This is a genomic window from Burkholderia sp. RF4-BP95 (assembly GCF_001521985.1).
GTDB classification, from domain to species: domain Bacteria; phylum Pseudomonadota; class Gammaproteobacteria; order Burkholderiales; family Burkholderiaceae; genus Burkholderia; species Burkholderia diffusa.
Genome location: NZ_LOSX01000008.1, coordinates 126,778 through 151,504, shown reverse-complemented (window position 1 = coordinate 151,504; position 24,727 = coordinate 126,778). Strand labels below are relative to the sequence as shown.

Annotated in this window: 25 protein-coding genes, 1 other RNA gene and 1 pseudogene; 10 read left to right on the top strand and 17 right to left on the bottom strand. The window is 66.8% G+C overall.

All coding sequences use genetic code 11. The annotated features are described in order from the left end of the window. Positions 1–528: 528 nt before the first annotated feature. Positions 529–1,446: a class II glutamine amidotransferase gene (locus tag WS46_RS01195; protein WP_059535322.1), complete on the bottom strand. Its 918-nt coding sequence runs from the start codon at positions 1,444–1,446 to the stop codon at positions 529–531. Positions 1,447–1,648: 202 nt separating this feature from the next. Here WS46_RS01195 and pyrC point away from each other — a divergent pair, with 202 nt between their 5' ends. The 3 genes from pyrC (at position 1,649) to rnpB (ending at position 4,012) form a co-directional block, all read left to right on the top strand. Beyond that, on the top strand, positions 1,649–2,713 hold the full coding sequence (pyrC, locus tag WS46_RS01190; protein ID WP_059689071.1) for a dihydroorotase: 1,065 nt from the start codon (positions 1,649–1,651) through the stop codon (positions 2,711–2,713). After that, positions 2,710–3,588, top strand: a complete 879-nt coding sequence (locus WS46_RS01185; RefSeq protein WP_059689070.1) for a DUF3025 domain-containing protein — start codon at positions 2,710–2,712, stop codon at positions 3,586–3,588. Before pyrC ends, WS46_RS01185 begins: the two co-directional genes overlap by 4 nt. 12 nt (positions 3,589–3,600) lie before the next feature. Further along, positions 3,601–4,012, top strand: an RNA gene (rnpB, locus tag WS46_RS01180) — RNase P RNA component class A. A gap of 70 nt (positions 4,013–4,082) precedes the next feature. Here rnpB and WS46_RS01175 read toward each other — a convergent pair. Both WS46_RS01175 and WS46_RS36275 read right to left on the bottom strand, forming a co-directional pair. After that, complete coding sequence (locus tag WS46_RS01175; RefSeq protein ID WP_082721941.1) at positions 4,083–4,547, bottom strand: OsmC family protein; 465 nt, start codon at positions 4,545–4,547, stop codon at positions 4,083–4,085. Positions 4,548–4,996: 449 nt separating this feature from the next. Continuing rightward, positions 4,997–5,302 (bottom strand): DUF1090 family protein, encoded by a 306-nt coding sequence (locus WS46_RS36275; RefSeq protein WP_059535328.1) that lies wholly within the window; start codon positions 5,300–5,302, stop codon positions 4,997–4,999. Positions 5,303–5,614: 312 nt separating this feature from the next. Between WS46_RS36275 and rplM the strand changes: the two genes are divergently transcribed. The 3 genes from rplM to erpA all read left to right on the top strand — a co-directional run bounded on the left by rplM (position 5,615) and on the right by erpA (position 7,026). After that, positions 5,615–6,043, top strand: coding sequence for a 50S ribosomal protein L13 (rplM, locus tag WS46_RS01165; protein ID WP_009687896.1), 429 nt, complete (start codon positions 5,615–5,617; stop codon positions 6,041–6,043). An 11-nt stretch (positions 6,044–6,054) separates the two neighbouring features. Then, positions 6,055–6,447 (top strand): 30S ribosomal protein S9, encoded by a 393-nt coding sequence (gene rpsI, locus WS46_RS01160; protein ID WP_011883283.1) that lies wholly within the window; start codon positions 6,055–6,057, stop codon positions 6,445–6,447. Between the two features lie 207 nt (positions 6,448–6,654). Further along, positions 6,655–7,026 carry an iron-sulfur cluster insertion protein ErpA gene (gene erpA, locus WS46_RS01155; protein ID WP_059451991.1) on the top strand — a complete coding sequence of 124 codons (372 nt, stop codon included), beginning with the start codon at positions 6,655–6,657 and terminating at the stop codon, positions 7,024–7,026. A gap of 102 nt (positions 7,027–7,128) precedes the next feature. On the opposite strand, the gene WS46_RS01150 is transcribed toward erpA, so the two are convergent. After that, positions 7,129–8,277 carry an anhydro-N-acetylmuramic acid kinase gene (locus WS46_RS01150; RefSeq protein WP_059689069.1) on the bottom strand — a complete coding sequence of 383 codons (1,149 nt, stop codon included), beginning with the start codon at positions 8,275–8,277 and terminating at the stop codon, positions 7,129–7,131. A 142-nt stretch (positions 8,278–8,419) separates the two neighbouring features. Here WS46_RS01150 and tyrS point away from each other — a divergent pair, with 142 nt between their 5' ends. From tyrS to WS46_RS01135, 3 genes are read left to right on the top strand one after another with little or no spacing between them, the layout of a single operon-like run. Further along, on the top strand, positions 8,420–9,661 hold the full coding sequence (gene tyrS, locus WS46_RS01145) for a tyrosine--tRNA ligase (protein ID WP_059535332.1): 1,242 nt from the start codon (positions 8,420–8,422) through the stop codon (positions 9,659–9,661). Further along, complete coding sequence (dtd, locus tag WS46_RS01140; RefSeq protein ID WP_006751891.1) at positions 9,658–10,116, top strand: D-aminoacyl-tRNA deacylase; 459 nt, start codon at positions 9,658–9,660, stop codon at positions 10,114–10,116. Before tyrS ends, dtd begins: the two co-directional genes overlap by 4 nt. A gap of 23 nt (positions 10,117–10,139) precedes the next feature. After that, the gene (locus tag WS46_RS01135) at positions 10,140–10,802 is read left to right on the top strand and encodes a histidine phosphatase family protein (RefSeq protein WP_059535333.1); all 663 of its coding nucleotides are present in this window, start codon (positions 10,140–10,142) and stop codon (positions 10,800–10,802) included. Positions 10,803–10,869: 67 nt separating this feature from the next. On the opposite strand, the pseudogene WS46_RS36270 reads toward WS46_RS01135, so the two are convergent. From WS46_RS36270 to WS46_RS01090, 10 genes and pseudogenes are all read right to left on the bottom strand, one after another. After that, a pseudogene (locus WS46_RS36270) lies at positions 10,870–10,998 on the bottom strand (chromosome partitioning protein ParB); the annotation flags it as partial. Positions 10,999–11,050: 52 nt separating this feature from the next. Further along, positions 11,051–12,004, bottom strand: coding sequence for an oxygenase MpaB family protein (locus tag WS46_RS01130; RefSeq protein ID WP_059689068.1), 954 nt, complete (start codon positions 12,002–12,004; stop codon positions 11,051–11,053). Positions 12,005–12,028: 24 nt separating this feature from the next. Beyond that, positions 12,029–13,096, bottom strand: coding sequence for a Holliday junction branch migration DNA helicase RuvB (gene ruvB, locus WS46_RS01125; RefSeq protein WP_059689067.1), 1,068 nt, complete (start codon positions 13,094–13,096; stop codon positions 12,029–12,031). Positions 13,097–13,204: 108 nt separating this feature from the next. Next, positions 13,205–13,786 (bottom strand): Holliday junction branch migration protein RuvA, encoded by a 582-nt coding sequence (gene ruvA / locus WS46_RS01120; RefSeq protein WP_059451998.1) that lies wholly within the window; start codon positions 13,784–13,786, stop codon positions 13,205–13,207. Positions 13,787–13,968: 182 nt separating this feature from the next. Continuing rightward, entirely contained in the window at positions 13,969–14,511 is a 543-nt protein-coding gene (gene ruvC, locus WS46_RS01115) for a crossover junction endodeoxyribonuclease RuvC (protein WP_059465409.1), read from the bottom strand. A gap of 151 nt (positions 14,512–14,662) precedes the next feature. Beyond that, complete coding sequence (purH, locus tag WS46_RS01110) at positions 14,663–16,228, bottom strand: bifunctional phosphoribosylaminoimidazolecarboxamide formyltransferase/IMP cyclohydrolase (RefSeq protein ID WP_059689066.1); 1,566 nt, start codon at positions 16,226–16,228, stop codon at positions 14,663–14,665. A 44-nt stretch (positions 16,229–16,272) separates the two neighbouring features. Further along, complete coding sequence (locus WS46_RS01105; protein WP_006476892.1) at positions 16,273–16,506, bottom strand: Fis family transcriptional regulator; 234 nt, start codon at positions 16,504–16,506, stop codon at positions 16,273–16,275. Beyond that, entirely contained in the window at positions 16,503–17,570 is a 1,068-nt protein-coding gene (dusB, locus tag WS46_RS01100) for a tRNA dihydrouridine synthase DusB (protein ID WP_059689065.1), read from the bottom strand. Before dusB ends, WS46_RS01105 begins: the two co-directional genes overlap by 4 nt. Before the next feature lie 144 nt (positions 17,571–17,714). Further along, positions 17,715–18,902, bottom strand: coding sequence for a UbiH/UbiF/VisC/COQ6 family ubiquinone biosynthesis hydroxylase (locus WS46_RS01095; protein ID WP_059535343.1), 1,188 nt, complete (start codon positions 18,900–18,902; stop codon positions 17,715–17,717). Between the two features lie 90 nt (positions 18,903–18,992). Beyond that, positions 18,993–20,390 (bottom strand): aminopeptidase P N-terminal domain-containing protein, encoded by a 1,398-nt coding sequence (locus tag WS46_RS01090; protein WP_059535345.1) that lies wholly within the window; start codon positions 20,388–20,390, stop codon positions 18,993–18,995. Positions 20,391–20,578: 188 nt separating this feature from the next. Here WS46_RS01090 and WS46_RS01085 point away from each other — a divergent pair, with 188 nt between their 5' ends. Further along, the gene (locus tag WS46_RS01085; protein ID WP_059535515.1) at positions 20,579–21,190 is read left to right on the top strand and encodes a glutathione S-transferase family protein; all 612 of its coding nucleotides are present in this window, start codon (positions 20,579–20,581) and stop codon (positions 21,188–21,190) included. A 91-nt stretch (positions 21,191–21,281) separates the two neighbouring features. On the opposite strand, the gene WS46_RS01080 is transcribed toward WS46_RS01085, so the two are convergent. The 3 genes from WS46_RS01080 to WS46_RS01070 form a co-directional block, all read right to left on the bottom strand. After that, a complete protein-coding gene (locus tag WS46_RS01080) occupies positions 21,282–22,901 on the bottom strand; it encodes an FMN-binding glutamate synthase family protein (RefSeq protein ID WP_059689064.1) in 1,620 nt (539 codons plus the stop codon). Between the two features lie 118 nt (positions 22,902–23,019). Then, complete coding sequence (mnmA, locus tag WS46_RS01075) at positions 23,020–24,198, bottom strand: tRNA 2-thiouridine(34) synthase MnmA (protein WP_059689063.1); 1,179 nt, start codon at positions 24,196–24,198, stop codon at positions 23,020–23,022. Next, the gene (locus WS46_RS01070; RefSeq protein WP_059535350.1) at positions 24,195–24,704 is read right to left on the bottom strand and encodes an NUDIX hydrolase; all 510 of its coding nucleotides are present in this window, start codon (positions 24,702–24,704) and stop codon (positions 24,195–24,197) included. Before WS46_RS01070 ends, mnmA begins: the two co-directional genes overlap by 4 nt. Between the last annotated feature and the right edge of the window lie 23 nt (positions 24,705–24,727).

The following is a 24,727-nucleotide window of genomic DNA, read 5'->3' as shown; positions in this document are numbered from 1 at the left end:
GTATTTCGAATGGGCGTGCGGCAGCCGGGGCTGCGTCGAGTGCCAATCAGGATGCGTTACACCGAAGATGGAGCGAGTCTACTAATCGACGGGGCGGTCGATTGTCGGAAAATCAAGATATGTAGGGATGGTAACGGTATGGGGTGGTATTTCTGAATTGTGTGGTTAATCGAACTGAAAGCCTTGGTGGGGAGGGGTTTGGCAGGTTTTTCTACAGGCTGGCCGAAATCGTCCGGTCGGTGGGATAACGCACGGTCGGTATTTTGTTTGTGTTTTATTCTATGGTTTCCGGATTATCCTTTTTCGATTCGCTCTTGTTTTGTTTTTTAGCCGATGAATTATTTTTACTCGAAAATTAATAAAATAAAAGCGAATGTTGCATGTCGATGATCGCATGCATCTAATGGCGATCTGAAGGAAACGTGTAACGTCGTCGGGCGCAGACTTTCACTGCCGGCGATCGCCGGGCCGTGACGTTCGCACACACGCGGAAGGCGGGAAAGGCGGGCGCCGGACGGCGCGGCGCACTCAGAAGTCGATCGGGTCGTCGGCGTCGTCCGCGGTGCCGGCCGCCAGCGCCTCGCGCCGCACACCGCCGCACGGCGCGGACGCCGATGCGTCGAGCGCCGGGTTGCGCAGCTTCTCGAGCACGCGTTCGGGTACCGGGATCTGCATCCGCGCGGCGACGTCGCCGCACTGGAACATGATCAACTCGCCCGGTTCGAACGAGGTCCAGATTTCGTTGTCGGTCAACGGCTGCGTGGCGATCACCGCGACGCGATCCTCGGGCGTCGTGTATTTCGCGAAGTCGATCGACAGGTCTTCGTCGACCAGATGCGCGGTCGAGAACGGCCAGCGCCGCACGAGGTAGTGCAGCCGCGTCGAGCAGTGCGCGAAGAGCGCCTGGCCGTTCGACATCAGGAAGTTGAACACGCCGTGATCGGTGATGCCGCGCGTCAGCTCGCCGACGCGCTCGAACAGCTCCGGCAACGGCGGCTGCGCGCCGGGGAACGCTTCGCGCAGCCCCTGCATCAGCACGCAGAACGCCTTTTCGCTGTCGGTCGTGCCGACCGGATGGTAGACACTGCCGTCGAGGTCGGGTTCGTAGTCCTGCAGATCGCCGTTATGCGCGAAGATCCAGTGCCGCCCCCACAGCTCACGCATGAACGGATGGCTGTTCTCGAGCAGGATGTGGCCCTGCGTGGCCTTGCGGATGTGCGCGATCGTGTTCTTGGACTTGATCGGGTAGCGCTTCACCATTTCGGCGATCGGCGACGTGGCCGACGCCTGCTGGTCGATGAACAGGCGACACGCCTTGTCCTCGAAGAACGCGATCCCCCAGCCGTCGGCATGGTGATCGGTGAGGCCGCCCCGGGCCGCGAAACCTGTGAAGGAGAATGTGACGTCCGTCGGCGCGGCGCAGTTCATTCCTAGGAGTTGGCACATTTTACTTGGGGCGGGGGCGGAAGCGGGGTAACCAACCGGGTGAACCCCGGTACAATGTGGCTTCTAGCATATCACCGAGCCTTGAGCGGTAAAAAGCGGATTCCGCCGGCCGAAGGCCTCGTGTTGCGGTTTGCCGTCAGTCGGCCCGCGCACGCGCGTTCCGGCCCCGCAGATGGCCAGCCCGTTCCTCACGACGCCTCCTATGACTGCCTCGAACGCTTCCTCTCCGGCGACGCTCACGCTCGCCCGTCCCGACGACCTGCACCTGCACCTGCGCGACGGCGACATGCTGGCCGCGGTGCTGCCGCATACGGCGCGCCAGTTCGCCCGCGCGATCGTCATGCCGAACCTGAAGCCGCCCGTCACGACCACCGCGCAGGCGCAGGCCTATCGCGAGCGAATCCTGGCCGCGCTGCCGGCGGGCATGGCGTTCGAGCCGCTGATGACGCTGTACCTGACCGACAACACGGCGCCCGACGAAATCCGCCGCGCGCGCGACAGCGGCTTCGTGCACGGCGTGAAGCTGTATCCGGCCGGCGCGACGACGAACTCCGATCACGGCGTCAGCGATCTCGCGAAGTGCGCGAAGACGCTCGAGGTCATGCAGGAAACCGGCATGCCGCTGCTCGTGCACGGCGAGGTGACCGATCCGGCGATCGACATGTTCGATCGCGAGAAGGTGTTCATCGACCGCGTGATGACGCCGCTGCGCCGCGATTTCCCGGGCCTGAAGGTCGTGTTCGAGCACATCACGACGAAGGACGCGGCCGACTACGTGCGCGACGCCGACGCGGCGCCGGGCCTGCTCGGCGCGACGATCACGCCGCAGCACATGCTGTACAGCCGCAACGCGCTGTTCGTCGGCGGGATTCGCCCGCATTACTACTGCCTGCCGGTGCTGAAGCGCGAAACGCACCGCGTCGCGCTCGTCGAAGCGGCGACGTCGGGCAACCCGCGCTTCTTCCTCGGTACCGACAGCGCGCCGCACGCGCGCGGCGCGAAGGAAACCGCGTGCGGGTGCGCGGGCTGCTACACGGCGCTGCACGCGCTCGAGCTGTATGCGGAAGCGTTCGACCAGGCCGGCGCGCTCGACAAGCTGGAGAATTTCGCGAGCCGCTTCGGCGCCGACTTCTACGGGCTGCCGCGCAGCACCGAGACGATCACGCTGCGCCGCGAGACCTGGGAACTGCCGCGCGAGGTCTTCGCGGGCGATACGCCGGTCGTCCCGCTGCGCGCCGGCGAAACGATCGGCTGGAAGTTCGCGTGACCGGCACGCCGCCGCGCGGGGCCGGCCTGACGGCCGGCGGCGGGGCGGCGGTATTCGCGCAGATCGACTGGTCGGCGCCGTGGCTCGCGCCTTACGCGGCCCCCGGTCGTGTGCTGCAGGCGGCGGCGCTCACGGGCGAGACCGCGCTGCTCGATGCGTTGAACGGCGCGCTGCGCGGCGGTACGCGGGCGAGCGGCCGAGGCCGGCCGCTGCGCTTCGTGCCGCAGGCGGAGTTGCCGCCAGGCATCGCATACGAAACGCATATCGCCGACACGGGCGGTATCCCGACCCGCCACAATCTTCACGACTTCTTCAATGCGCTCGTCTGGTTCGCGTATCCGCGCACCAAGGCCGCGCTGAACGCACGCCAGGCCGCGGCGATCGACGCCGCGGGCGGCGTCGGTCCCGTGCGCGGCACGCTGCGCGATGCGCTCACGCTGTTCGACGAGAACGCCGCGCTGTTCGTGACGGTCGACCGCACGCTCGCCGACGCGCTGCGCGGCTTCAACTGGCAGCAACTGCTGGTGGCGGCGCGCGACGCGTGGGGCACGCGCTGCGAGGCGCGGCTCGTCGGCCATGCGCTGCTCGAGAAGCTCGTCGTGCCGTACAAGTCCTGCACCGCGCACACGTGGATCGTCGAAGTGAGTGACGACTATTTCTCGTGGCCCGACGCGCAGCGCGCCGCGCACGTCGATGAGCGGATCGCCGGCGAACTCGCGACCCGTGACCTGACGAGCCGCGATTTCGCGCCGCTCCCGGTGCTCGGCGTGCCGGGCTGGTGTGACGCGAATGCCGTGCCCGCGTTTTACGACGATCCGGCGGTTTTCCGCAGCGGCCGCCGTTCGCGCGCTGCCGGCGGCGGCGCGCAGTGCTAGAATGCGCGTCGCAAAGCAGGCCAGGCAGTCGCGGCCTCGCCGCCTTCGGGCAGGCGAGGGCGAGGAAAGTCCGGACTCCACAGGGCAGGGTGATGGCTAACGGCCATCCGTGGCGACACGCGGAACAGGGCAACAGAAAGCAAACCGCCGATGGCCCGGCGCAAGCCGGGATCAGGTAAGGGTGAAACGGTGCGGTAAGAGCGCACCGCGGCGACGGCGACGTCCGCCGGCACGGTAACCTCCACCCGGAGCAATTCCAAGTAGGCAGGCGCGCATTTTCGGATGCAGGACGGTGCCCCCGTCTCGTCTGCGGGTAGGAAGCTTGAGCGCGTCAGCAATGGCGCGCCTAGAGGAATGGCTGCCACGCGCCGTGCGCTTCGGCGTGCAGCGTGCACAGAATCCGGCTTATCGGCTTGCTTTGCCGCTCGAATGCGAAAGGGCCGGCGTTCCGTCAGGAGCGCCGGCCCTTTTTTTCATGCGTGGCTGCTAGGCGTTCAGGCCGCGACGATGTCGAACGAATGCGTGAGCTCGGCCGTCTTCGCGATCATGATCGACGCGGAGCAGTACTTGTCGTGCGACAGGTTGATCGCGCGCTCGACCGTGGCCGGGTTCAGGTTGCGGCCCGTGACGGTGAAGTGGAAGTGGACCTTCGTGAACACCTTCGGATCTTCGCTCGCGCGTTCGGCCTTCAGCGTGACCGAGCAGCCGGTGACTTCCTGGCGGCTCTTCTTCAGGATCAGCACGACGTCGTACGCGGTGCAGCCGCCGGTGCCGACCAACACCATTTCCATCGGGCGCGGCGCGAGATTATGGCCACCGCCTTCCGGTGCGCCGTCCATCGCGACGAGGTGCCCGCTTCCGGTCTGAGCGGAAAACGCCATGCCGTCCTGACCCATCCAGCTTACTTTGCATTCCATGCTTGCACTCCAGCGTTGCCTGATTCGAATTCGGTCATGCATTGTAGCCCGCAGTGCAACGGTCGGCTGACGCGCTGCACGACGCGCAACGTCGCGCCGCCGCACGCGGCGCCTGGCGGCGCGCCGAACGTCGATTTCCCTGCCCGGTTTAGGGGTTTTGTTCTAGATGCGGCGGACTTCCGGTTGCGTCCTTCTTTTCCAATCGATTGATTTCAAAAGAGAAAACGCGATCTGGAGGCGAAATCCATCATATTCCGCATTATGGTTGTGGATTTCGTAATGCAAATTTTCTTGTGAAGTCGCCGGCGCATTCGTATAATGAGCCTCATTGGTTGTCGCGCTGCGGCAACCTCCGCATGTCTCCTCCACCCTCCTCCTAAGGTGGATTAAGCCCGAACCAGCCGTTCGGGCTTTTTTTCGTCCCATGCAAGCATCGACGCGCAGTTTGCGCGCTTCGATGTCGGTCGTTGACTCCCTTGCTTTGACTCCGTTTACGCGGGCTGTCGTGCGGCCGCGTGCGATGCCGCGCCGGTTGGCGTGTCGGTCGAGCCGGCGGCAGGGGGCGAAACCTGCGCGGCCGATGCGTGGCCATGACCGCGCGCGCAGAAATGGCGTACGCGTTCGCGTACCGCGCGCAGGCGGGCGATGCGATCTTCGGCATGGGCGCCGCGAGCGTCGGCGATGCGAGCGTCGAGTGCGTCGAGCTTGGCCTCGCAGCCGGCCCGGGCGGCGACGGCGGGCGCTGCGGCGGCCAGCAATGCGGCCGCGAGAAGGGGCGTAAGTCCTTGTTTCATCATGCTTGTTTGTTGTTTTTCCGTTGTCGGCCGGTCTGGCGCGGCAAGGTCAGGTGCCGCGCGTCGATGGGTGCCTCCCCGGGCGCTCGGTTCGCCTGGCATATCGGGGCACGACCGGATTTTGGCCCATTTCGGGCGCCGCCGGCACGGGACGTGGATTCTTTTTGACCGCGCTGCCGTATTTCCTTTATAATTCAGGGCTTTTCCGCATTCATGCCCACGGAAAAAGAACAGGGAGAGCCTGCACCGCGCCTCGAAGCGCACACAGACAAGCAGGAAGAACACATCGGGCAAAGCATTTTTTTTGGATCGATCATGAAGACGTTTTCCGCAAAAGCCCATGAGGTGACGCGCGAATGGTACGTGATTGACGCGACGGATAAGGTTCTCGGCCGTGTTGCCAGCGAAGTGGCACGCCGTCTGCGCGGCAAGCACAAGCCTGAGTTCACCCCGCACGTCGACACTGGTGATTTCATCATCATCATCAACGCAAGCAAGTTGAAGGTCACGGGCAACAAGACTCTGGACAAGAAGTACTACCGTCACTCGGGCTACCCGGGCGGTATCTATGAAACGACGTTCGGCAAGATGCAAGAACGCTTCCCGGGCCGTGCGCTCGAGAAGGCGGTCAAGGGCATGCTGCCGAAGGGCCCGCTCGGCTACGCGATGATCAAGAAGCTGAAGGTCTACGCTGAAGCGACGCATCCGCACTCGGCTCAACAGCCGAAAGCGCTCGAGATCTAAGGGGAGCCCACATGATCGGTAACTGGAACTACGGTACGGGCCGCCGCAAGAGCGCAGTCGCACGTGTCTTCATCAAGGCTGGCAAGGGCGACATCATCGTCAACGGCAAGCCCATCGCTGACTACTTCTCGCGCGAAACGTCGCTGATGATCGTGCGTCAACCGCTGGAACTCACGAACCACGGCCAGACGTTCGACATCAAGGTGAACGTGAACGGCGGCGGCGAAACGGGTCAGGCAGGCGCAGTGCGCCACGGCATCACCCGCGCGCTGATCGACTACGATGCGACGCTGAAGCCGTCGCTGTCGAACGCAGGCTTCGTCACGCGCGATGCACGTGAAGTCGAGCGTAAGAAGGTTGGTCTGCGCAAGGCACGTCGCGCAAAGCAGTTCTCGAAGCGTTAATTCCGCTTCATGGCCGCGCCGCTTCCGGGCGGCGTCCGCCGGAAAAACCGCCAGCTTTCACGCTGGCGGTTTTTTTATGCCCGCGCGGCGGGGCTCCGCGGGCCGTTTCCTTTACGGAAATCAACAAGAACCTATTGATTTCATGGACATCAGCACGATCTTCTGATCGGCCCTACAATAGCGGCTAAAGCTTTTTGGAGAGTTCGCATGAACGCTGTTACCGAATCCGCAGCAACGACCACCGAAATGCCGGTACCGTTCGTCTTCACCGACGCCGCGGCCGACAAGGTCAAGCAACTGATCGACGAAGAGGGCAATCCCGACCTGAAGCTGCGCGTATTCGTGCAGGGCGGCGGCTGCTCGGGCTTCCAGTATGGCTTCACGTTCGACGAGGAAGTCAACGAGGACGACACCGTGATGAACAAGAACGGCGTCCAGCTCCTGATCGACTCGATGAGCTACCAGTACCTGGTCGGCGCCGAGATCGACTACAAGGACGACCTCAACGGCGCCCAGTTCGTGATCAAGAACCCGAACGCAACGACCACCTGCGGGTGCGGCTCGTCGTTCTCGGTCTGAGCGCACGACGGAATCTGTCCGGTTCGCCGGAATGAAAAACGGGGCTGCATGCCCCGTTTTTTGTGCCCATGCGCGGCGCGAACCGCTTCCTTCGGCCTTCCGTCAGCGCGGATAAAGCGCGCCTAGGACGCGCGCATCCGCGGCACCCGTCACGCTCGCGAGGTTGCCGGGCTGACGCGCGGTGAAGCGATACGCGAGCCACGCGAACGCGAGCGCTTCGACCTGTTGCGGCGGCACGCCGAGCGCGGCCGTCGTCTCCACCGTCGCCGACACGCCGGCCTCGCGCAGCGCTTCCGCGAGCGCGGCGAGCAGCACCGGATTGCGGGCGCCGCCGCCGCAGACGAACACGGCCTTGCAATCCGTCGCGTGCTGCGCGACTTCGCGGGCGACCGAGACGGCGGTGAGCGCCGTCAGCGTTGCCTGCACGTGTTCCGGCGCGACCTGCGCGAACGCGGCGAGCTTCGCGTCGAGCCACGCGGGATTGAACAGGTCGCGGCCGGTGCTTTTCGGCGGCAGCGCGGCGAAGTAGGGCTCGTCGAGCAGCGCGTCGAGCAGCGGCGCGTGCACCGTGCCGCGCGCGGCGAACTTGCCGCCGTCGTCGTACGGCTTGCCGAGGTGGCGCGTCGCCCATGCGTCGAGCAGCGCGTTCGCGGGCCCGCAGTCGAAGCCGCGCACGTCGCCGCCATCACCGGGCAGGATCGTGATGTTGCTGATACCGCCGAGGTTGCAGACGACCCGTGTCTCGCCCGGCGCGCCGAACATCGTCGCATGGAACGCAGGCGCGAGCGGCGCGCCGTGGCCGCCGGCCGCGACGTCGCGGCTGCGGAAATCGGCGATCACGTCGATATGGGCCAGTTCCGCGAGCAGTGCCGGATTGTTGAGCTGGCGCGTGTAGCCGCGCTCGGGACGGTGCCGGACCGTCTGGCCGTGCACGCCGATCGCGCGGATCTCGTCGCGCGACAGGCCGGCGGTGCGCTGCAACTCGTGACAGCACACCGCGTAGCGCGCGACGAGCGCGTTCGCCGCGAGCGATTCGCGGTCGATCTCGTTGTCGCCGGGCTGCTGCAGCGCGAACAGCGCGTCGCGCAGCGATTGCGCGAAGCCGACGAACGCTTCCGCGAGCACGACCGGCGCGCGGCCGGTCTCGAAACGCACGGCGACGCCGTCGACGCCGTCCATGCTGGTTCCCGACATCAGCCCGAAGTAGATGCCGTCGGCCGGATGGGCGGGTTGCGGATGTCGTTGCGGCACGTTGGGTTCTCCTGGATCGAGCGGCGCGGGCCGGTGCCGCGCGCCTTGCGCCCGATTATCCGCGCAACCTGACGCATCGTTAAGCGATGCACGCGCAAGTTATGGGAAAATCCCTGTCTTTGCGACATTCTTCCTGGCACCGATGAGCACCGAACCCAGTTCCAAGCCTGTTTTCCCGATCACCGACGAAGTCCGCCATGCGCTCGCCGTCACGAAGCGCGGCGTCGACGAACTGCTGATCGAGGAAGAGTTCGCGCAGAAGCTCGCGCGCAGCGCGGCCACCGGCACGCCGCTGCGCATCAAGCTCGGCCTCGATCCGACCGCGCCCGACATCCACATCGGCCATACGGTCGTCTTGAACAAGATGCGTCAGCTGCAGGATCTCGGCCACACCGTGATCTTCCTGATCGGCGATTTCACGTCGCTGATCGGCGACCCGTCGGGCCGCAATGCGACGCGCCCGCCGCTCACGCGCGAACAGATCGAGTCGAACGCGAAGACCTACTTCGAACAGGCCGCGCTCGTGCTCGACCGCGCGAAGACCGAAATTCGCTACAACAGCGAATGGTCGATGCCGCTCGGCGCGGACGGGATGATCAAGCTCGCGTCGCGCTACACGGTCGCGCGGATCCTCGAGCGCGAGGATTTCACGAAGCGCTTCCAGAGCGGCGTGCCGATCTCGATCCACGAATTCCTGTACCCGCTGATGCAGGGTTACGACTCGGTCGCGCTGAACGCCGACCTCGAACTCGGCGGCACCGACCAGAAGTTCAATCTGCTCGTCGGCCGCGAACTGCAGAAGCAATACGGCCAGGAACAGCAGTGCATTCTGACGATGCCGCTGCTCGAAGGCCTCGACGGCGTCGAGAAGATGTCGAAGTCGAAGGGCAACTATGTCGGCATCAGCGAGAAGCCGACCGACATGTTCGGCAAGCTGATGAGCATCTCGGACACGCTGATGTGGCGTTACTTCGAGCTGCTGTCGTTCCGCGGCCTCGATGAAATCGCCGGCTTCAAGCGCGACGCCGAAGGCGGCCGCAATCCGCGCGACTTCAAGGTGCTGCTCGCGCAGGAAATCGTCGCGCGCTTCCACTCGCAGGCCGACGCCGAGCGTGCGCTCGAAGATTTCAATCATCGCGCGAAGGGCGGCGTGCCGGACGACATCCCGTCGGTCACGCTCGCGGGCGCGCCGCTCGCGATCGGCCAGCTGCTGAAGCAGGCGGGCCTCGTGCCGTCGACGAGCGAAGCGCTGCGCAACATCGAGCAGGGCGGCGTGAAGATCGACGGTGCGACGGTGTCCGACAAGGGCCTGAAGGTCGAGGCCGGCGAGTTCGTCGTTCAGGTCGGCAAGCGCCGCTTCGCGCGCGTCACGCTGACCGCATGATCGCGCTGATCCAGCGCGTGAAGCGCGCCGACGTGCGCGTCGGCGACCGCACGACGGGCGAGATCGGCGCAGGGCTGCTCGCGCTCGTCTGCGCGGAGCGCGGCGACACCGAGGCCGCGGCCGACAAGCTGCTCGCGAAGCTGCTCGGCTATCGCGTGTTCAGCGACGCGGCCGGCAAGATGAACCTGCCGGTGTCGAACATCGACGGCGCGGGCGGCGCCGGCGGCCTGCTGCTCGTGTCGCAGTTCACGCTCGCGGCCGATACCAACAGCGGGCTGCGGCCGAGCTTCACGCCGGCCGCGCCGCCCGACGAAGGCGCGCGCCTGTTCGACTATTTCGTCGCGGCCGCGCGCGAGCGTCATCCGGTCGTCGAGACGGGCGAATTCGGCGCCGACATGCAGGTGTCGCTCGTCAACGACGGCCCCGTGACGTTCTGGCTGCAAGTGCGGCCCTGATTCTTTCCCGGAGACGCGCCGCGATGGCCACCACGCAGATTCTCTTCATTCGTCATGGCGAGACGGCCTGGAACCGCATCAAGCGCATCCAGGGCCATATCGACATTCCGCTGGCCGACACGGGGCTCGCGCAGGCGCAGCGGCTGGCCGTCCGGCTCGCGCGGGACGCGCATGAAGGACAGCGGATCGACGCGATCTATTCGAGCGACCTGATGCGCGCGCAGCAGACCGCGCAACCCTTTGCCGATGCGCTCGGGCTGCCGCTGCGGTTGCGCGAAGGGCTGCGCGAGCGTGCGTACGGCGTGTTCCAGGGGCATGACAGCACCGAGATCGAGACGCTGTTTCCGGACGCCTACGCCGCGTGGCAGACGCGCGACCCGGGTTTCGCGCCCGACGGCGGCGAGTCGCAGCGCGAGTTCTATCATCGCGTGCTGCATGCACTCGAGCCGATCGTCGCCGCGCATCCGGGCGGGCGCATCGCCTGCGTCGCGCACGGCGGCGTGCTCGATTGCGTGTATCGCTTTGCCAACGGTCTCGACCTGTCGGCGCCGCGCAGCTATCAGTTGCTCAACACCAGCATCAACGTCGTCGATTACGTCGATGGCCGTGCGCAGGTCGTGCAATGGGCCGACGTGTCGCATCTGGATACCGCGAGCGACGACGACGGGTATCGCAAGGTACTTTGATGCGGTCATGCCGGTGCTGCCGGCGTGATCGGCCGGGGGCGGCCTTCCATTTCAGGTTTGGGTGCGGCAGTGCCTGGCGCGTCCTGTAGCCGAGCGCGTACGCGATCCTGCCGGGCTTGTCGGCCACGATCGACTGGCGCAGCTTGTCGAATTCTCCTTTCGGGTATTTCTTGCCGCCATCGATCGCATCGACGCGGCGGTCACGGGAATATCACGGTCACGGCAAATTGAAATGATCCGGAGAATCGTCAGGCGGGCGGGGTACCGTCGGGCGGCGTCGCCGTCGCGCGTCGGCGTGCGCGTTTCGAGGCGCCGTTGACGAGCGCCCAGCGCAGCACGGGCGCGACCGCCCTGACACCGGGCCGGACCACCGCGCGTCGCAACGGCGCGAACGTCGACACGCCGAGCATGCGCTGCGCCCAGTTCGGCAGCAGGTCTATGCCCGCATGCATGATCAGTGACGCGGCCGGACGCAGCGCGGGCGTAGAGATCGGCACATTCAGCAGGATGTCCATGACGTCGAAGGTGCGTGGCCCTGCTTCGAGTTCGGGCTGCATGCGTGTGAAATAGGCCGCGACTTCCGCACGCGAACGGGGAACATCCCGGGCGCCGAGCAGCTCGGCGATCAATGCCGTCTCGGCGTAGTAGCCGTCCTGCTGTTCGCCCGCCAGCGACGGATTCACATAGCGCAAATGTGCGGCGAGGAAGCTCGATACTTCCGCGACATGCACCCAGGTCAGCAACGCCGGATCGTCGGCTCGGTACGGCCTGCCGTCGGGCGCGGTACCCGATACGCGCGAGTGGATCGCTTTTACGCGCTCGATCAGCGCGAGTGCATCCGCGCGGCTGCCGAACGTCGTGCCCGTGATGAACGTTGCGGTGCGCCGCAAGCGGCCGAGGATGTCGGTGCGAAACGACGAGTGATCCCAGACGCCCGCCAGCGCGAGCGGATGGAGCGCCTGCAGCAGCAGCGCAGCAATGCCGCCCGTCATCATCGACGTGAAATCGGCATGCACGCGCCAGCAGATGGCGTCGGGGCCGAACAGCCCCGGGTCTCCGGGTGGCGACGACAGGTCGATCGACGGGCCGCCGCCGCCCGTCGTCAGGTGCGTGATGCCGGCCACGAGCCGCTTGCGGATCGGTTCGACCCAGCGCGGGCCCGGCGTGGGCGTGGCGGGGTGCGGGCTGGGCGGCGTGGTCATGGCAGGTGTGGCGTGGGCGGCGGGTTACTTCCCGTCGGCGGTATCCCACATTCCGCGTTCGGTACTGCCGGCATCGGGCGCGGAGAGCCCGAAGTGGCGGTATGTGAGCAGTGTCGCGACGCGCCCGCGCGGCGTGCGCTGCAGGAAACCCTGCTGGATCAGGTATGGTTCGAGCACGTCCTCGATCGTGTCGCGCTCCTCGCCGATCGCTGCCGCGAGGTTGTCGATACCGACCGGGCCGCCGTCGAACTTGTGCAGGATCGCCTCGAGCAGCTTGCGGTCCATCAGGTCGAAGCCGACCGGATCGACGTCGAGCATCGCGAGCGCGGCGTCGGCCACGGCCGCGGTGATCTGGCCGTCGGCCTTCACTTCCGCATAGTCGCGCACGCGGCGCAGCAGCCGGTTCGCGATCCGAGGCGTGCCGCGCGAGCGCTTCGCGATTTCCAGCGCGCCGTTCGGATCGATCTGTGCGTTCAGCAGCGACGCCGAGCGCCGCACGATGCGCGACAGCTGGTCGGCATCGTAGAACTCGAGGCGCGCGACGATCCCGAAGCGATCGCGCAGCGGGTTGGTCAGCATCCCCGCACGCGTGGTCGCGCCGACCAGCGTGAACGGCTGCAGGTCGAGCTTCACGCTGCGCGCGGCCGGCCCTTCGCCGATCATGATGTCGATCTGGTAATCCTCGAGCGCCGGATACAGGATTTCCTCGACGACCGGCGACAACCGGTGGATTTCGTCGATGAACAGCACGTCGTTCGCTTCGAGGTTGGTCAGCAGCGCGGCGAGATCGCCCGCGCGCTCGAGCACGGGGCCCGAGGTCTGGCGCAGATTCACGCCCATCTCGCGCGCGATGATGTGCGCGAGAGTGGTCTTGCCGAGGCCCGGCGGCCCGAACAGCAGCACGTGGTCGAGCGGCTCGGAGCGGCGCTTCGCGGCCTCGATGAAGATCTCGAGCTGACCGCGCACCTTTTCCTGGCCGACGTAGTCGTCGAGCTGGCGCGGCCGCAGCGCGCGTTCGAACACCTCCTCGTGCGACGAGGTGGGCGTGGCGGCGATGATCCGCTCGGCGGCGAGTTTGTCGGTTTCAATCATGCGGCCATTGTACCGCGCGCGGTCACGCGGTCGAACTGGCCGAACGGCCGACTGGTGCGCGCCGCACGGCGGCGCGACACTGGCTCCGAAAGCCGGTTCGGGCGGGTGTTACGCCTTCGACAATGCCTTGAGCGCGAGCTTGATGCCCTCGGACACGCCGGTGCCGGCCGGCACGTTCTTGATCGCGGCGAGGCCTTCCTTTTCCGAGTAGCCGAGCGCGAGCAGTGCGTTGAGGATGTCGGTCGCGTGATCGGACTGGGATGCGGCGCCGGCGAGCGCACCGAGGTCCGCGCCGAGCTTGCCCTTCAGCTCGAGCAGCAGGCGCTCGGCGGTCTTCTTGCCGATGCCGGGCAGGCGCGTGAGACGTGCGGCGTCCTGCATCGTCACCGCCTGCGCGAGCTCCTGCACGCTCATGCCGGAGAGCACGGCCAACGCCATGCGCGCGCCGATACCGGTGATCTTCAGCAGTTCGCGGAAGGTCGTGCGCTCCTGCGGCGTCAGGAAGCCGTACAGCAGGTGCGCGTCCTCGCGCACGATCTGCTGCGTGAGCAGCACGACGCGCTCGCCGGTCTGCGGCAGGTTGTAGAAGGTGCTCATCGGCACGTCGATCTCGTAGCCGACGCCGTTGCAGTCGACGAGCAGGTGGGGCGGGTTCTTTTCGAGCAGGATGCCGGCGATGCGACCGATCATGGATGGCGGGAAGCGAGGAAGAAAGCGCGAGTGTAGCGCAGGTGCGGCGCAATGCCGATGGGTAGGCCTTCAGGTCGGGGCGATCGACACGCGTGCGTGATGCAGGGCGATGAGGCGATCGGGCGGGCAGGGCGGTCGCAGGCGCAATGCGCTACGCGCCGTAGACATGCGTGCCGTTTGTGTCAGCCGACGAGCCGTCCACGCCGCACCCGCAGCCCCTTTTTCGCGAGCGCCGGCGCGAGGCCGCTGATCGTGCCGAGCGTATTACCGCTGTGCGCATGGCAGATCGCCATCCCGAGCGCATCGGCCGCGTCGCTGCCGGGCTGGCCCGTGAGATTGAGCAGCCGCGTCACCATCTCCTGCATCTGCGACTTGGTCGCGCGGCCGTAACCGACGACGGCCTGCTTCAGTTGCAACGCGGTGTATTCGGCCACCGGCAAGCCGCCGGCGACGAGCCCGCAGATCGCGGCGCCGCGCGCCTGACCGAGCAGCAGTGTCGACTGCGGGTTCACGTTGACGAACACCTGCTCGATCGCGGCCTGGTCGGGCGCGTGTTCGCGCACGAGCGTCGATACGCCCTGGAAGATCGTGCCGAGTCGGGTGGCCAGGTCGGCCGTTGGCGTGCGGATCACGCCGCTCGCGACATAGGCGAGCCGATGGCCGCTGACGTCGATGATGCCGAAGCCGGTGACGCGCAGGCCGGGGTCGATGCCGAGAATTCGCATGAGTGAGGAGAAAAACCTGATGCAGCGATACTACAACGAATGGTGTGCGGTGCCGGCCGCACGGTCGTGTGCGCCGGCGCCGCGCAATAAAAAACCCGGCGGGTGCGATGCCGCCGGGTTTGCATGCAGCGGCCGCACGGGCCGCGTGCGATCAGTGACGGAAGTGACGCACGCCCGTCAGGACCATCGCGATGCCGTGCTCGTCGGCCGCCGCGATCACTTCGTCGTCGCGCATCGAGCCGCCCGGCTGGATCACGCAGGTCGCGCCAGCCGCCACGACCACGTCGAGACCGTCGCGGAACGGGAAGAACGCATCCGACGCAACGGCCGAGCCGGCCAGCGTAAGGCCCGCGTTCTGTGCCTTGATGCTCGCGATGCGCGCGGAATCGACGCGGCTCATCTGGCCGGCGCCGACGCCGAGCGTCATGCCGTTGCCGCAGAACACGATCGCGTTCGACTTCACGTACTTCGCGACGCGCCATGCGAACAGCAGGTCGTCCATTTCCTTCGCGGTCGGTTGACGCTTCGTGACGACGCGCAGTTCGCTCGGCTGCACGTTCTTCGAATCGAGCGACTGCACGAGCAGGCCGCCGCCCACGCGCTTCAGGTCGAACGCGTTATGACCTTCGCCCAGCGCGATTTCGAGCAGGCGCACGTTCTGCTTCGCGGCGAACACCTGCTTCGCGGCGTCCGAGAACGACGGCGCGATCAGCACTTCGACGAACTGCTTCGCCACCGCCTGCGCGGCCGTCTCGTCGACTTCGCGGTTGAACGCGATGATGCCGCCGAACGCCGACGTCGGGTCGGTCTGGAATGCCTTCGCGTATGCATCGGCCGAGTCGTTGCCGACCGCGACGCCGCACGGGTTCGCATGCTTGATGATCACGCAGGCCGGCGCGTCGAACGTCTTCACGCATTCCCACGCCGCGTCCGAATCCGCGATGTTGTTGTACGACAGCTCCTTGCCCTGCAGCTGGCGGTAGTTCGCCAGCGCGCCGGCCGGTGCCGCGAGGTCGCGGTAGAACGCTGCGCTCTGGTGCGGGTTCTCGCCGTAGCGCAGGTCCTGCACCTTGTCGAACGCCATGTTCAGCGTGGCCGGGTACGCGCTGCGCGATGCGTGCTGCAGCTCGTCGGTCAGGCTCGTCAGGTAGTTCGTGATCGCGCCGTCGTATTGCGCCGTGTGCGCGAACACCTTGGTCGCGAGGCGGAAGTTGGTCGCGTAGCCGATCGCGTTGCCGTTCGCCTTCATTTCGTCGAGCACGACCGCGTAGTCGGCCGGATCGACGACGACCGTCACGTCGCGGTGATTCTTCGCGGCCGAGCGCAGCATCGTCGGGCCACCGATGTCGATGTTCTCGATCGCGTCGGCGAGCGTGCAGTCGTCCTTCGCGATCGTCGCGACGAACGGATACAGGTTCACGACCAGCAGGTCGATCGTCGGGATGCCGTGCTGTTCCAGCGCCTGCATGTGCTCGGGAAGGTCGCGGCGGGCGAGGATGCCGCCGTGCACCTTCGGGTGGAGCGTCTTCACGCGCCCATCGAGCATTTCCGGAAAGCCCGTGTAGTCGGCCACTTCGGTAACGGGCAGGCCCGCGTCGGCGAGGAGTTTCGCGGTGCCGCCGGTCGACAGCAGCTTGACGCCGAGGTCGGACAGCGACTTCGCGAAGTCGACGATGCCGGTCTTGTCGGAAACGGAAATGAGCGCTTGCTTGATCATGATGGAACCACCAATAGCCAGGGAAACGGGGACGGGACGGCTGCCTACAGCAGGCCGTGCTGCTGCAGCTTCTTGCGCAGCGTATTGCGATTGATGCCGAGGTACTCGGCGGCGAGCGACTGGTTGCCGCCGGCCTGTACGAGCACGACCTCGAGCATCGGCTTTTCGACGCAGGACATCACCATTTCATAGACGTCGTGCGGATTGGAGCCGTCTAGATCCCGGAAATACACGTCCAGGCTCTCGCGGACACATTGTTCGATGTTGTGCTTGCTCATGCTGCTAACTGGTTATGGTCGTCCGACTCGCCCTGGCCGTTTTCCTCTTCGTCATCGACGTAGACGAGGTGGTCCGACAGCGCCTTTTGCGCCTCGAAGAATGCATTGACGGCGGCGAGCTGCTCGCGGGTGGAATCGAGCGTGTTCATCCTGTGCCGGAACCCGTTGGCACCGGAAAGGCCGCGAGTGTACCAGCCGATGTGCTTGCGCGCAGTACGGACGCCGGTGAATTCACCATAGAACGCGTAGTGGTCTTCCAGGTGTTCGTTCATCACGTGCTGGATCTCGTCGATCCGCGGCGGGGGCAGCAGCTCGCCGGTTTGCAGGAAATGATCGATTTCACGGAACAGCCATGGCCGGCCTTGCGCGGCACGACCGATCATCAGTGCGTCGGCGCCGGTTGCGTCGAGCACGGCCTTCGCTTTCGCCGGCGACGTGATGTCGCCGTTCGCGACGACCGGGATGTGCACGGCCGCCTTCACGGCCGCGATGGTGTCGTATTCCGCGTCGCCGCGGTAGAGGTCGGCGCGCGTGCGGCCGTGCACGGTCAGCATCGAGATGCCGGCCGCCTCGGCGAGGCGCGCGACCGTGATTGCGTTCTTGTGCTCGCGATCCCAGCCGGTGCGGATCTTCAGCGTGACGGGCACCGCATCCGGCCCCGTGCCGACCGCCGCGACGACGGCCTCGACGATCCGCTGCACGAGCGGCTCGTTCTGCAGCAGCGCGGAGCCGGCCGCGACGTTGCAGACCTTCTTCGCCGGGCAGCCCATGTTGATGTCGATGATCTGCGCGCCGTTGTCGACGTTGTAGCGGGCGGCTTCGGCCATCATCGCCGGATCGGCGCCGGCGATCTGCACCGCGATCGGCTCGACTTCGCCTTCGTGGTTCGCTCGCCGCATCGTCTTCGCGCTCTTCCACAGCTGCGCATTGGACGCGACCATCTCGGACACGGCGTATCCGGCCCCCAGCCGCTTGCACAGCTGGCGGAACGGGCGATCCGTCACCCCGGCCATCGGGGCGACGAACAGATTGTTACGCAATACGTGAGGGCCGATAACGGGCATCGCAATGGCACCGCCCGCGAGCGCCGGGCGTCGCGGGCAAAAAAGGGCGGAGGGAAAACGCGCATTTTACCGTATTCCCATGCTCCGCCGATTTGACCCGGTTTGCACGGCGCCGACGACACGCAACGCGCGCCGCGCCGCGCGTCAGTTGCGCTGGCCGAACATCATCTGGCGCGCGATCGCCTTCTTCAGCGGCGGGACAAATTCGAGCGCGGTGAGCGCCGCGCCGCGCAACAGCGGAAGGGGGCCGGTGTCGACCGTGAACAACCGTGCGAGCGTGTCGGTCGCGCCGATCGTGAAGCGGCGGTCGAGTGCACGCCGCGCGTTGAAGGTTGCGAGCGCGGTCGGTTCGAAGCCTTGGGTGGACAGCGCGTCGACGAGCGTATGCGCATCGCGCAGCCCGAGATTGAGCCCCTGGCCGGCGACCGGATGCAGCGTTTGCGCGGCGTTGCCGACGATCGCAATGCGCCCGTTGACGAGCGTTTGTGCCGCGTTCAGTCCGAGCGGGAACGAGGCGCGCCCCGCGATCGCGACGAACTGCCCCATCCGCTCGCCAAAGGCAGCGCCGAGTTCGCGCAGGAACGCGTCGTCGGGAAGGGCGGCGCGGCGGGCCGCTTCGTCGGGCGTGCAGCACCATACGAGCGAATACTCGGCCTGGCGCGGACCCCCGAGCGGCAGCAGCGCGAGCGGGCCTTCGTGCGTGAAGCGTTCCCATGCGACGTTCGGGCGCGGCGCCGAGACCGTGACCGTGCCGACGATCGCGGTCTGACCGTAGTCGCGGCGATGCTTGCCGGTATCGGCCTGCTGTTCGTGGAACAGCCCGCCTTCGGCGTTGATGACGATGCGCGCGCGCAGCGTACGCTCGCCTTGCGGACCGTCGAGCGTCAGCGTGACGCCGTCGGCGTCCTGTTGCGGCGTGCGCGCGGTGGTCGACGTGAGCCAGTCGACGCGCGTGCCGCGCACGGCCTGCGCGAGCGCCTGCACGATCGAACCGTAGCGCACGACGTAGCCGAGCGCGGCGAGGTCATGCTCGTCGCGGTCGATCAGCGTGCGGCCGAAATGGCCGCGCTGCGACACGTGGATGTGTTCGATCGGCGTCGCGTCGCCCGGCCATCCGAGCGTGTCGAGCAGCACGCGGCTGCCGTGCGATACGGCGATCGCGCGCGGGTCGTTCGCGCTCGCGGCCGGCTCGCGCGCGTCGATCAGCGCGATCGACGCGTGCTGCGTCGCGCTGCGGCGGGCGAGCCAGCCGGCGAGCGCGAGCCCGACGGGGCCGGCGCCGACGATGGCGAGATCGTAGTCCGGCGTGGCCGGGGAGGAAGCGGTCGTCATCAGTGTTCGTGAAACGGGGTAACGGTCAACGGCGGTCAACAGCGAGTCGACGGTGGCTCGACAGCGGGGCGAGGGCAACCTGCGGCACGCTCACGCGCCGTGCGCCGCGCCCGCGCGCATCAGCGCCTCGATCTCGGCGGCCGCCACCGGCACGTCGCGCGTGATCAGCTCGCAACCGTGCTCGCGCACGATCGCGTCGTCCTCGATGCGGATGCCGATGTTCCAGTATTCGGACGGCACGTCGTCAGCGGCCCGCACGTACAGGCCCGGCTCGACGGTAAGCGTCATGCCGGGTTTCAGCGTGCGCCACGGCAACGCGCCGTCGGCGTCGCGCGCGGCGAGCCGTTCGCGATAGTCGCCGCAATCGTGCACGTCCATGCCGATCCAGTGGCCGGTGCGGTGCATGTAGAAGCGTGCGTATGCGCGCTCGGCGATCACGTCGTCGACGTTCGAGAAGCGCGTCTTCGGGATGATGCCCGTATCGAGCAGCCCTTGCGCCAGCACGCGCACGGCCGCGTCGTGCGGCGCCTCGAACGACACGCCCGCGCGCGTCGCGTCGATTGCGGCCTGCTGCGCGGCGAGCACGATGTCGTACAGCGTGCGCTGCGCGGGCGAGAAGCGCCCGTTGGCCGGGAACGTGCGCGTGATGTCCGACGCGTAGCCGTCGAGTTCGCACGCGGCATCGATCAGGATCAGGTCGCCGTCGCGCGCGGCCGCGTTGCCGGCCGGGTAGTGCAGCACGCACGCATTCGCGCCGGCCGCGACGATCGAGCCATACGCGGGCGCCTGCGCGCCATGCTTGCGGAACGTGTACAGCAGCTCGGCCTCGAGTTCGTATTCGCGGATCCCCGGGCGGCACACCTGCATCGCACGACGGTGCGCGAGCGCGGAGATGTGCGCGGCGCGCATCATGATCGCGAGTTCGTGTTCGTCCTTCACGAGCCGCATGTCGTCGACGAGCGGCGTGAGGTCGAGCAGCGCGTCCGGCGCGGCGACACCCGTGCGCGCCTGCGCGCGCACCGCATCGATCCAGCCGGCGAGCTGGCGGTCGAACTCGGCCGAGGCGCCGAACCGATAGTGCACGGTGCCCGCATCGGCGAGCAGGCGCGGCATTTCGGTGTCGATCACGTCGACCGCGTAGGCCGCGTCGAAGCCGAACGCGTCGCGCGCGGCCTCGGGCCCGTAATGGAAACCTTCCCAGATCTCGCGATCGGCATTCTTCGCGCGGCAGAACAGAATCGATTCCGGCGTGCCTTGCGACCCGGCGGCGTTCAGCACGAGCACGGCATCCGGCTCGGTGAAGCCCGTCAGGTAGTGGAAGTAGCTGTCATGCCGGTACGGGAAGGCCGTATCGCGGTTGCGCAGCATTTCCGGCGCGGTGGGAACGATGGCGACGCCGCCGCCCGCGGCGCGCAGTGCGGCAAGCACGCGTTCGCGGCGCTGGCGGTAGACGTCGACGGCGATGGCGGTATCGAGGGGCGCATTCATCGTGCGATTGTAGCGCCGCCGGACGCGGTGTGTGAAAGGCGCGGCTGCAAGCCGCGCCGGGCGGGGCTCGGCGACGGCTGTTGCAAACCATCCACAGGCCGGACGGGCAGATTTTCTGCCCGGCCACGCCGGCCGGTTATGATCGGCGACAACGTATACTCTCGGCGGTTCCCTTAAAAAGGCAGATGATGAAATTAATCGGTTCGCTCAGCAGCCCGTACGTCCGAAAGGCGCGGATCGTGCTTGCTGAAAAGAAGATCGACTACAAGCTGGAGCTCGAGAACGTGTGGGCGCCGGATACGAACATTCATGCATCGAATCCGCTCGGCAAGGTCCCGTGTCTCGTGATGGAGGATGGTGCCGCGGTGTTCGATTCCCGCGTGATCTGCGAATACGTCGATACGCTGTCGCCGGTCGGCAAGCTGATTCCGCCGTCGGGGCGCGAACGTGTCGAAGTGCGGTGCTGGGAAGCGCTGGGTGACGGCGTGCTCGACGCGGCCGTGGCGATTCGTCTCGAACACACGCTGCGCGACGAAGCGCAGCGCAGCGCGAGCTGGATCGCGCGTCAGCAGCGCAAGATCGACGACGCGCTCGTCGCGATGTCGCAGGGCATCGGCGGCAAGACGTGGTGCGTCGGCAATCATTACACGCTCGCCGACATCGCACTCGGCTGCGCGCTCGGCTACCTCGACTTCCGGATGCCCGAACTCGACTGGCGCGATCGCCATCCGAACCTCGACAAGCATTTCGTGAAGCTGTCGCAGCGGCAGACGTTCGTCGACACGCTGCCGCAGGGCTGACCGACCGCCGGCGGCGGATCGGGCAGACAAAAGAAAAGCGCCCCGCGGGGCGCTTTTCTTATGGCGAGCCGCCCGGCGGCTGGCGATCGCGTCACTCGATCGACGCGTAAACGGTTTCGCCGAGCACGAACGAATCGCTGCGTGCGATCGGCCACCACTTGTCGTACAGCGTATAGCCGCAGGTCTGGCCGTCGAGCAGCGCGCCGGGCTTCAGGTACTTCAGCAACTGCGACATCAGCCGCACCTCGTGCGGCGCGACCCGCTGCACGATGTGATGCGCGCGCAGCTCGGACGGATGGCCGAGGCCGGCCGCCTGCACGAGTTCCTGCAGCGCATGCAGCGTATTGCGGTGGAAGTTGTACACGCGCTCGGCCTTGTCGGGCACGACGATGGCGCGCTGGCGCACCGGGTCCTGCGTGGCGACGCCGGTCGGGCAGCGGTCGGTGTGGCAGTGCTGCGCCTGGATGCAGCCGACCGCGAACATGAAGCCGCGCGCCGAATTCACCCAGTCCGCGCCGATCGCGAGCGTGCGCGCGATGTCGAACGCGGTGATGATCTTGCCGCTCGCGCCGATCTTCACGCGGTCGCGCACGCCGATGCCGACGAGCGTGTTGTGCACCAGCAGCAGCCCTTCCTGCAGCGGCACGCCGACGTGGTCGGTGAATTCGAGCGGCGCCGCGCCGGTGCCGCCTTCCGCGCCGTCGACGACGATGAAGTCCGGCACGATGCCCGTCTCGACCATCGCCTTCGCGATCCCGAAGAATTCCCACGGATGGCCGATGCACAGCTTGAAGCCGGTCGGCTTGCCGCCGGACAGCGTGCGCAGCCGCTCGACGAATTCGAGCAGCCCGCGCGGCGTCGAGAATTCCGAGTGCGTCGCGGGCGAGATGCAGTCCTTGCCCATCGGCACGCCGCGTGTCTCGGCGATCTCGGGCGTGATCTTCGCGGCCGGCAGCACGCCGCCGTGGCCCGGCTTCGCGCCTTGCGACAGCTTGATCTCGATCATCTTGACCTGCGGATCGGCGGCCTGCTTCGCGAACTTGTCCGGATTGAACGTGCCGTCGTCGTTGCGGCAGCCGAAGTAGCCGGATGCGATTTCCCAGATGATGTCGCCGCCGTTCTCGCGGTGGTACTTCGACAGCGAGCCTTCGCCGGTGTCGTGCGCGAATCCGCCTTTCTTCGCGCCGAGGTTCAGCGAGCGGATCGCGTTCGCGGACAGCGAGCCGAAGCTCATCGCCGAGATGTTGAAGATCGAGATGTCGTACGGCTGCGCGCGGTTCGCGCCGACCCGGATGCGGAAGTCATGGTTCGGCAGCTTCGTCGGCGCGAGCGAGTGGCTGATCCATTCGTGCGCGACGGCCTTCACGTTCAGCTCGGTACCGTACGGGCGATTGTCGGCGACGTTCTTCGCGCGCTGGTAGACGAGGCTGCGCTGCGCGCGCGAGAACGGCTTCTCGTCGGTGTCGTCCTCGACGAAATACTGGCGGATCTCGGGGCGGATGAACTCGAACAGGAAGCGGAAATGGCCCCAGAGCGGGTAATTGCGCAGGATCGCGTGGCGGTCCTGGTTCAGGTCGTACAGGCCGAGGGCGACGAGGGCGACGGGGAGGATGATCCACAGCCAGGAAAGCACGTGGATCGACGCGAGTGCGGCCGCGGCAACGAGCAGCAGGACGGCACACCACATCGCGAGGTAGCGTCGTGAAAGCATGGGGACTCCGTAAGCATCTTGAAATGCCGCCATGCGTACGCTGCGCGGCGGCGCACCGGCCGCGGCGGAATCGTGTTCCGCCGGGCGCGGCGTGCCGCAAGTCTAAACCGAATGGATGTCAGCGTGCTTCCGCGAGCGCGCCCGCGTGCGTTGCCGACGGCGCCGTCTGGCCGGGCTGGCCGGTGGCCGCGAACTCGATGATGCCGCCGCCGAGGCAGATCTCGCCGTCGTACAGCACGGCCGACTGGCCGGGCGTGACCGCCCATTGCGCGTCGTCGAACGCGAGCGAGAAGCGCTCGCCGTCGGCCTGATCGAGCGCGGCCCGGCCGAGCGCGGCCCGGCCGAACGTGCAGGCCGCGTCGGCCTGCCGGTAGCGCGTCTTCGCCCCGCACGAGAAACCGTCGGCCGGCGGCTCGCCCGCGACCCAGCTCACGTTGCCGGCGACGAGCTCGCGCGACAGCAGCCACGGGTGATCGTGGCCCTGCACGACGTACAGCGTGTTCGACGCGATGTCCTTCGCCGCGACGAACCACGGTTCGCCGCTGCCGTCCTTGCTGCCGCCGAGGCCGATGCCCTTGCGCTGGCCGAACGTGTAGAACGCGAGGCCGATGTGCTCGCCGACCACCTTGCCGTCGGGCGTCTTCATCGGGCCGGGTTTCGTCGGAAGATAGCGGTTCAGGAAGTCGCGGAACGGCCGTTCGCCGATGAAGCAGATGCCGGTCGAGTCCTTCTTCTTCGCGTTCGGCAGGCCGATCTGCGCGGCGATCTCGCGCACCTTCGTCTTCGGGATCTCGCCGAGCGGGAACATCGTCTTCGACAGTTGCGCCTGGTTCAGCCGGTGCAGGAAGTACGACTGGTCCTTCGTATGATCGAATGCCTTCAGCAGTTCGAAGCGACCGTCGCGCTCGCGCACGCGCGCGTAGTGGCCGGTTGCGATCATTTCCGCATCGAGCGACATCGCGTGGTCGAGGAACGCCTTGAACTTGATCTCGGCGTTGCACAGCACGTCCGGGTTCGGCGTGCGGCCGGCCGAATATTCGCGCAGGAATTCGGCGAACACGCGGTCCTTGTATTCGGCCGCGAAGTTCACGGCTTCCACGTCGATGCCGATCAGGTCGGCCACCGACACCACGTCGATCCAGTCCTGGCGCGTCGAGCAGTATTCGCCGTCGTCGTCGTCTTCCCAGTTCTTCATGAACAGGCCGACCACGTCGTACCCCTGTTCCTTCAGCAGCCACGCGGTCACCGACGAATCGACGCCGCCCGACATGCCCACTACTACACGGCGCTTGCTCATTTGTTTACCGCCTGACGGTCGAATGCTTCCGGGCGCGGCGCGACCGAATGCGTGTGCACGAAATCGAGCGGAATGCGCCGCCCGGCGAGATAGTCGTCGACGCAGCGCATCACCGCCGGCGAGCGGTGGCGCTCGCTGCACGCGCGCAGTTCGTCGGCGCTCATCCACAGCGTGCGGACGATGCCGTCGTCGAGCATGTGGCCCGGCAGCGGCTCGCCGGCCGTGCCGCAGAACGTGAAGCGCAGGTAGGTCGCACCGGCGCTGTCGGGGCGGTCGTAGTGCGCGAGATAGACGCCGACGAGCGCGTCGGGTACGAACGGATGCGCGGTTTCCTCGAGCGTCTCGCGGATCACGGCGTCGGCGAGCGTCTCGCCGGCTTCGAGATGGCCGGCCGGCTGGTTGATGCGCAGGCCCGTCGAGGTTTCTTCCTCGATCACGAGAAAGCGACCGGCACGCTCGACGAGCGCCGCGACGGTCACATGCGGGGTCCAGATTTCGGGTTTCATGGTTCGGCATTTTACCGGTTGCG

Coding starts and splice junctions, on each gene's coding strand:
- rplM (WP_009687896.1), top strand. CDS start 5,615: ATGAAGACGTTTTCCGCAAAAGCCCATGAGGTGACGCGCGAATGGTAC.
- WS46_RS01085 (WP_059535515.1), top strand. CDS start 20,579: ATGAAATTAATCGGTTCGCTCAGCAGCCCGTACGTCCGAAAGGCGCGG.
- erpA (WP_059451991.1), top strand. CDS start 6,655: ATGAACGCTGTTACCGAATCCGCAGCAACGACCACCGAAATGCCGGTA.
- WS46_RS01095 (WP_059535343.1), bottom strand. CDS start 18,902: ATGACGACCGCTTCCTCCCCGGCCACGCCGGACTACGATCTCGCCATC.
- ruvC (WP_059465409.1), bottom strand. CDS start 14,511: ATGCGAATTCTCGGCATCGACCCCGGCCTGCGCGTCACCGGCTTCGGC.
- mnmA (WP_059689063.1), bottom strand. CDS start 24,198: ATGAGCAAGCGCCGTGTAGTAGTGGGCATGTCGGGCGGCGTCGATTCG.
- WS46_RS01090 (WP_059535345.1), bottom strand. CDS start 20,390: ATGAATGCGCCCCTCGATACCGCCATCGCCGTCGACGTCTACCGCCAG.
- WS46_RS01080 (WP_059689064.1), bottom strand. CDS start 22,901: ATGCTTTCACGACGCTACCTCGCGATGTGGTGTGCCGTCCTGCTGCTC.
- WS46_RS01195 (WP_059535322.1), bottom strand. CDS start 1,446: ATGTGCCAACTCCTAGGAATGAACTGCGCCGCGCCGACGGACGTCACA.
- WS46_RS01130 (WP_059689068.1), bottom strand. CDS start 12,004: ATGACCACGCCGCCCAGCCCGCACCCCGCCACGCCCACGCCGGGCCCG.
- pyrC (WP_059689071.1), top strand. CDS start 1,649: ATGACTGCCTCGAACGCTTCCTCTCCGGCGACGCTCACGCTCGCCCGT.
- purH (WP_059689066.1), bottom strand. CDS start 16,228: ATGATCAAGCAAGCGCTCATTTCCGTTTCCGACAAGACCGGCATCGTC.
- WS46_RS01105 (WP_006476892.1), bottom strand. CDS start 16,506: ATGAGCAAGCACAACATCGAACAATGTGTCCGCGAGAGCCTGGACGTG.
- ruvA (WP_059451998.1), bottom strand. CDS start 13,786: ATGATCGGTCGCATCGCCGGCATCCTGCTCGAAAAGAACCCGCCCCAC.
- rpsI (WP_011883283.1), top strand. CDS start 6,055: ATGATCGGTAACTGGAACTACGGTACGGGCCGCCGCAAGAGCGCAGTC.
- dtd (WP_006751891.1), top strand. CDS start 9,658: ATGATCGCGCTGATCCAGCGCGTGAAGCGCGCCGACGTGCGCGTCGGC.
- WS46_RS36275 (WP_059535328.1), bottom strand. CDS start 5,302: ATGATGAAACAAGGACTTACGCCCCTTCTCGCGGCCGCATTGCTGGCC.
- ruvB (WP_059689067.1), bottom strand. CDS start 13,096: ATGATTGAAACCGACAAACTCGCCGCCGAGCGGATCATCGCCGCCACG.
- WS46_RS01135 (WP_059535333.1), top strand. CDS start 10,140: ATGGCCACCACGCAGATTCTCTTCATTCGTCATGGCGAGACGGCCTGG.
- dusB (WP_059689065.1), bottom strand. CDS start 17,570: ATGCCCGTTATCGGCCCTCACGTATTGCGTAACAATCTGTTCGTCGCC.
- WS46_RS01070 (WP_059535350.1), bottom strand. CDS start 24,704: ATGAAACCCGAAATCTGGACCCCGCATGTGACCGTCGCGGCGCTCGTC.
- tyrS (WP_059535332.1), top strand. CDS start 8,420: ATGAGCACCGAACCCAGTTCCAAGCCTGTTTTCCCGATCACCGACGAA.
- WS46_RS01175 (WP_082721941.1), bottom strand. CDS start 4,547: ATGCATGACCGAATTCGAATCAGGCAACGCTGGAGTGCAAGCATGGAA.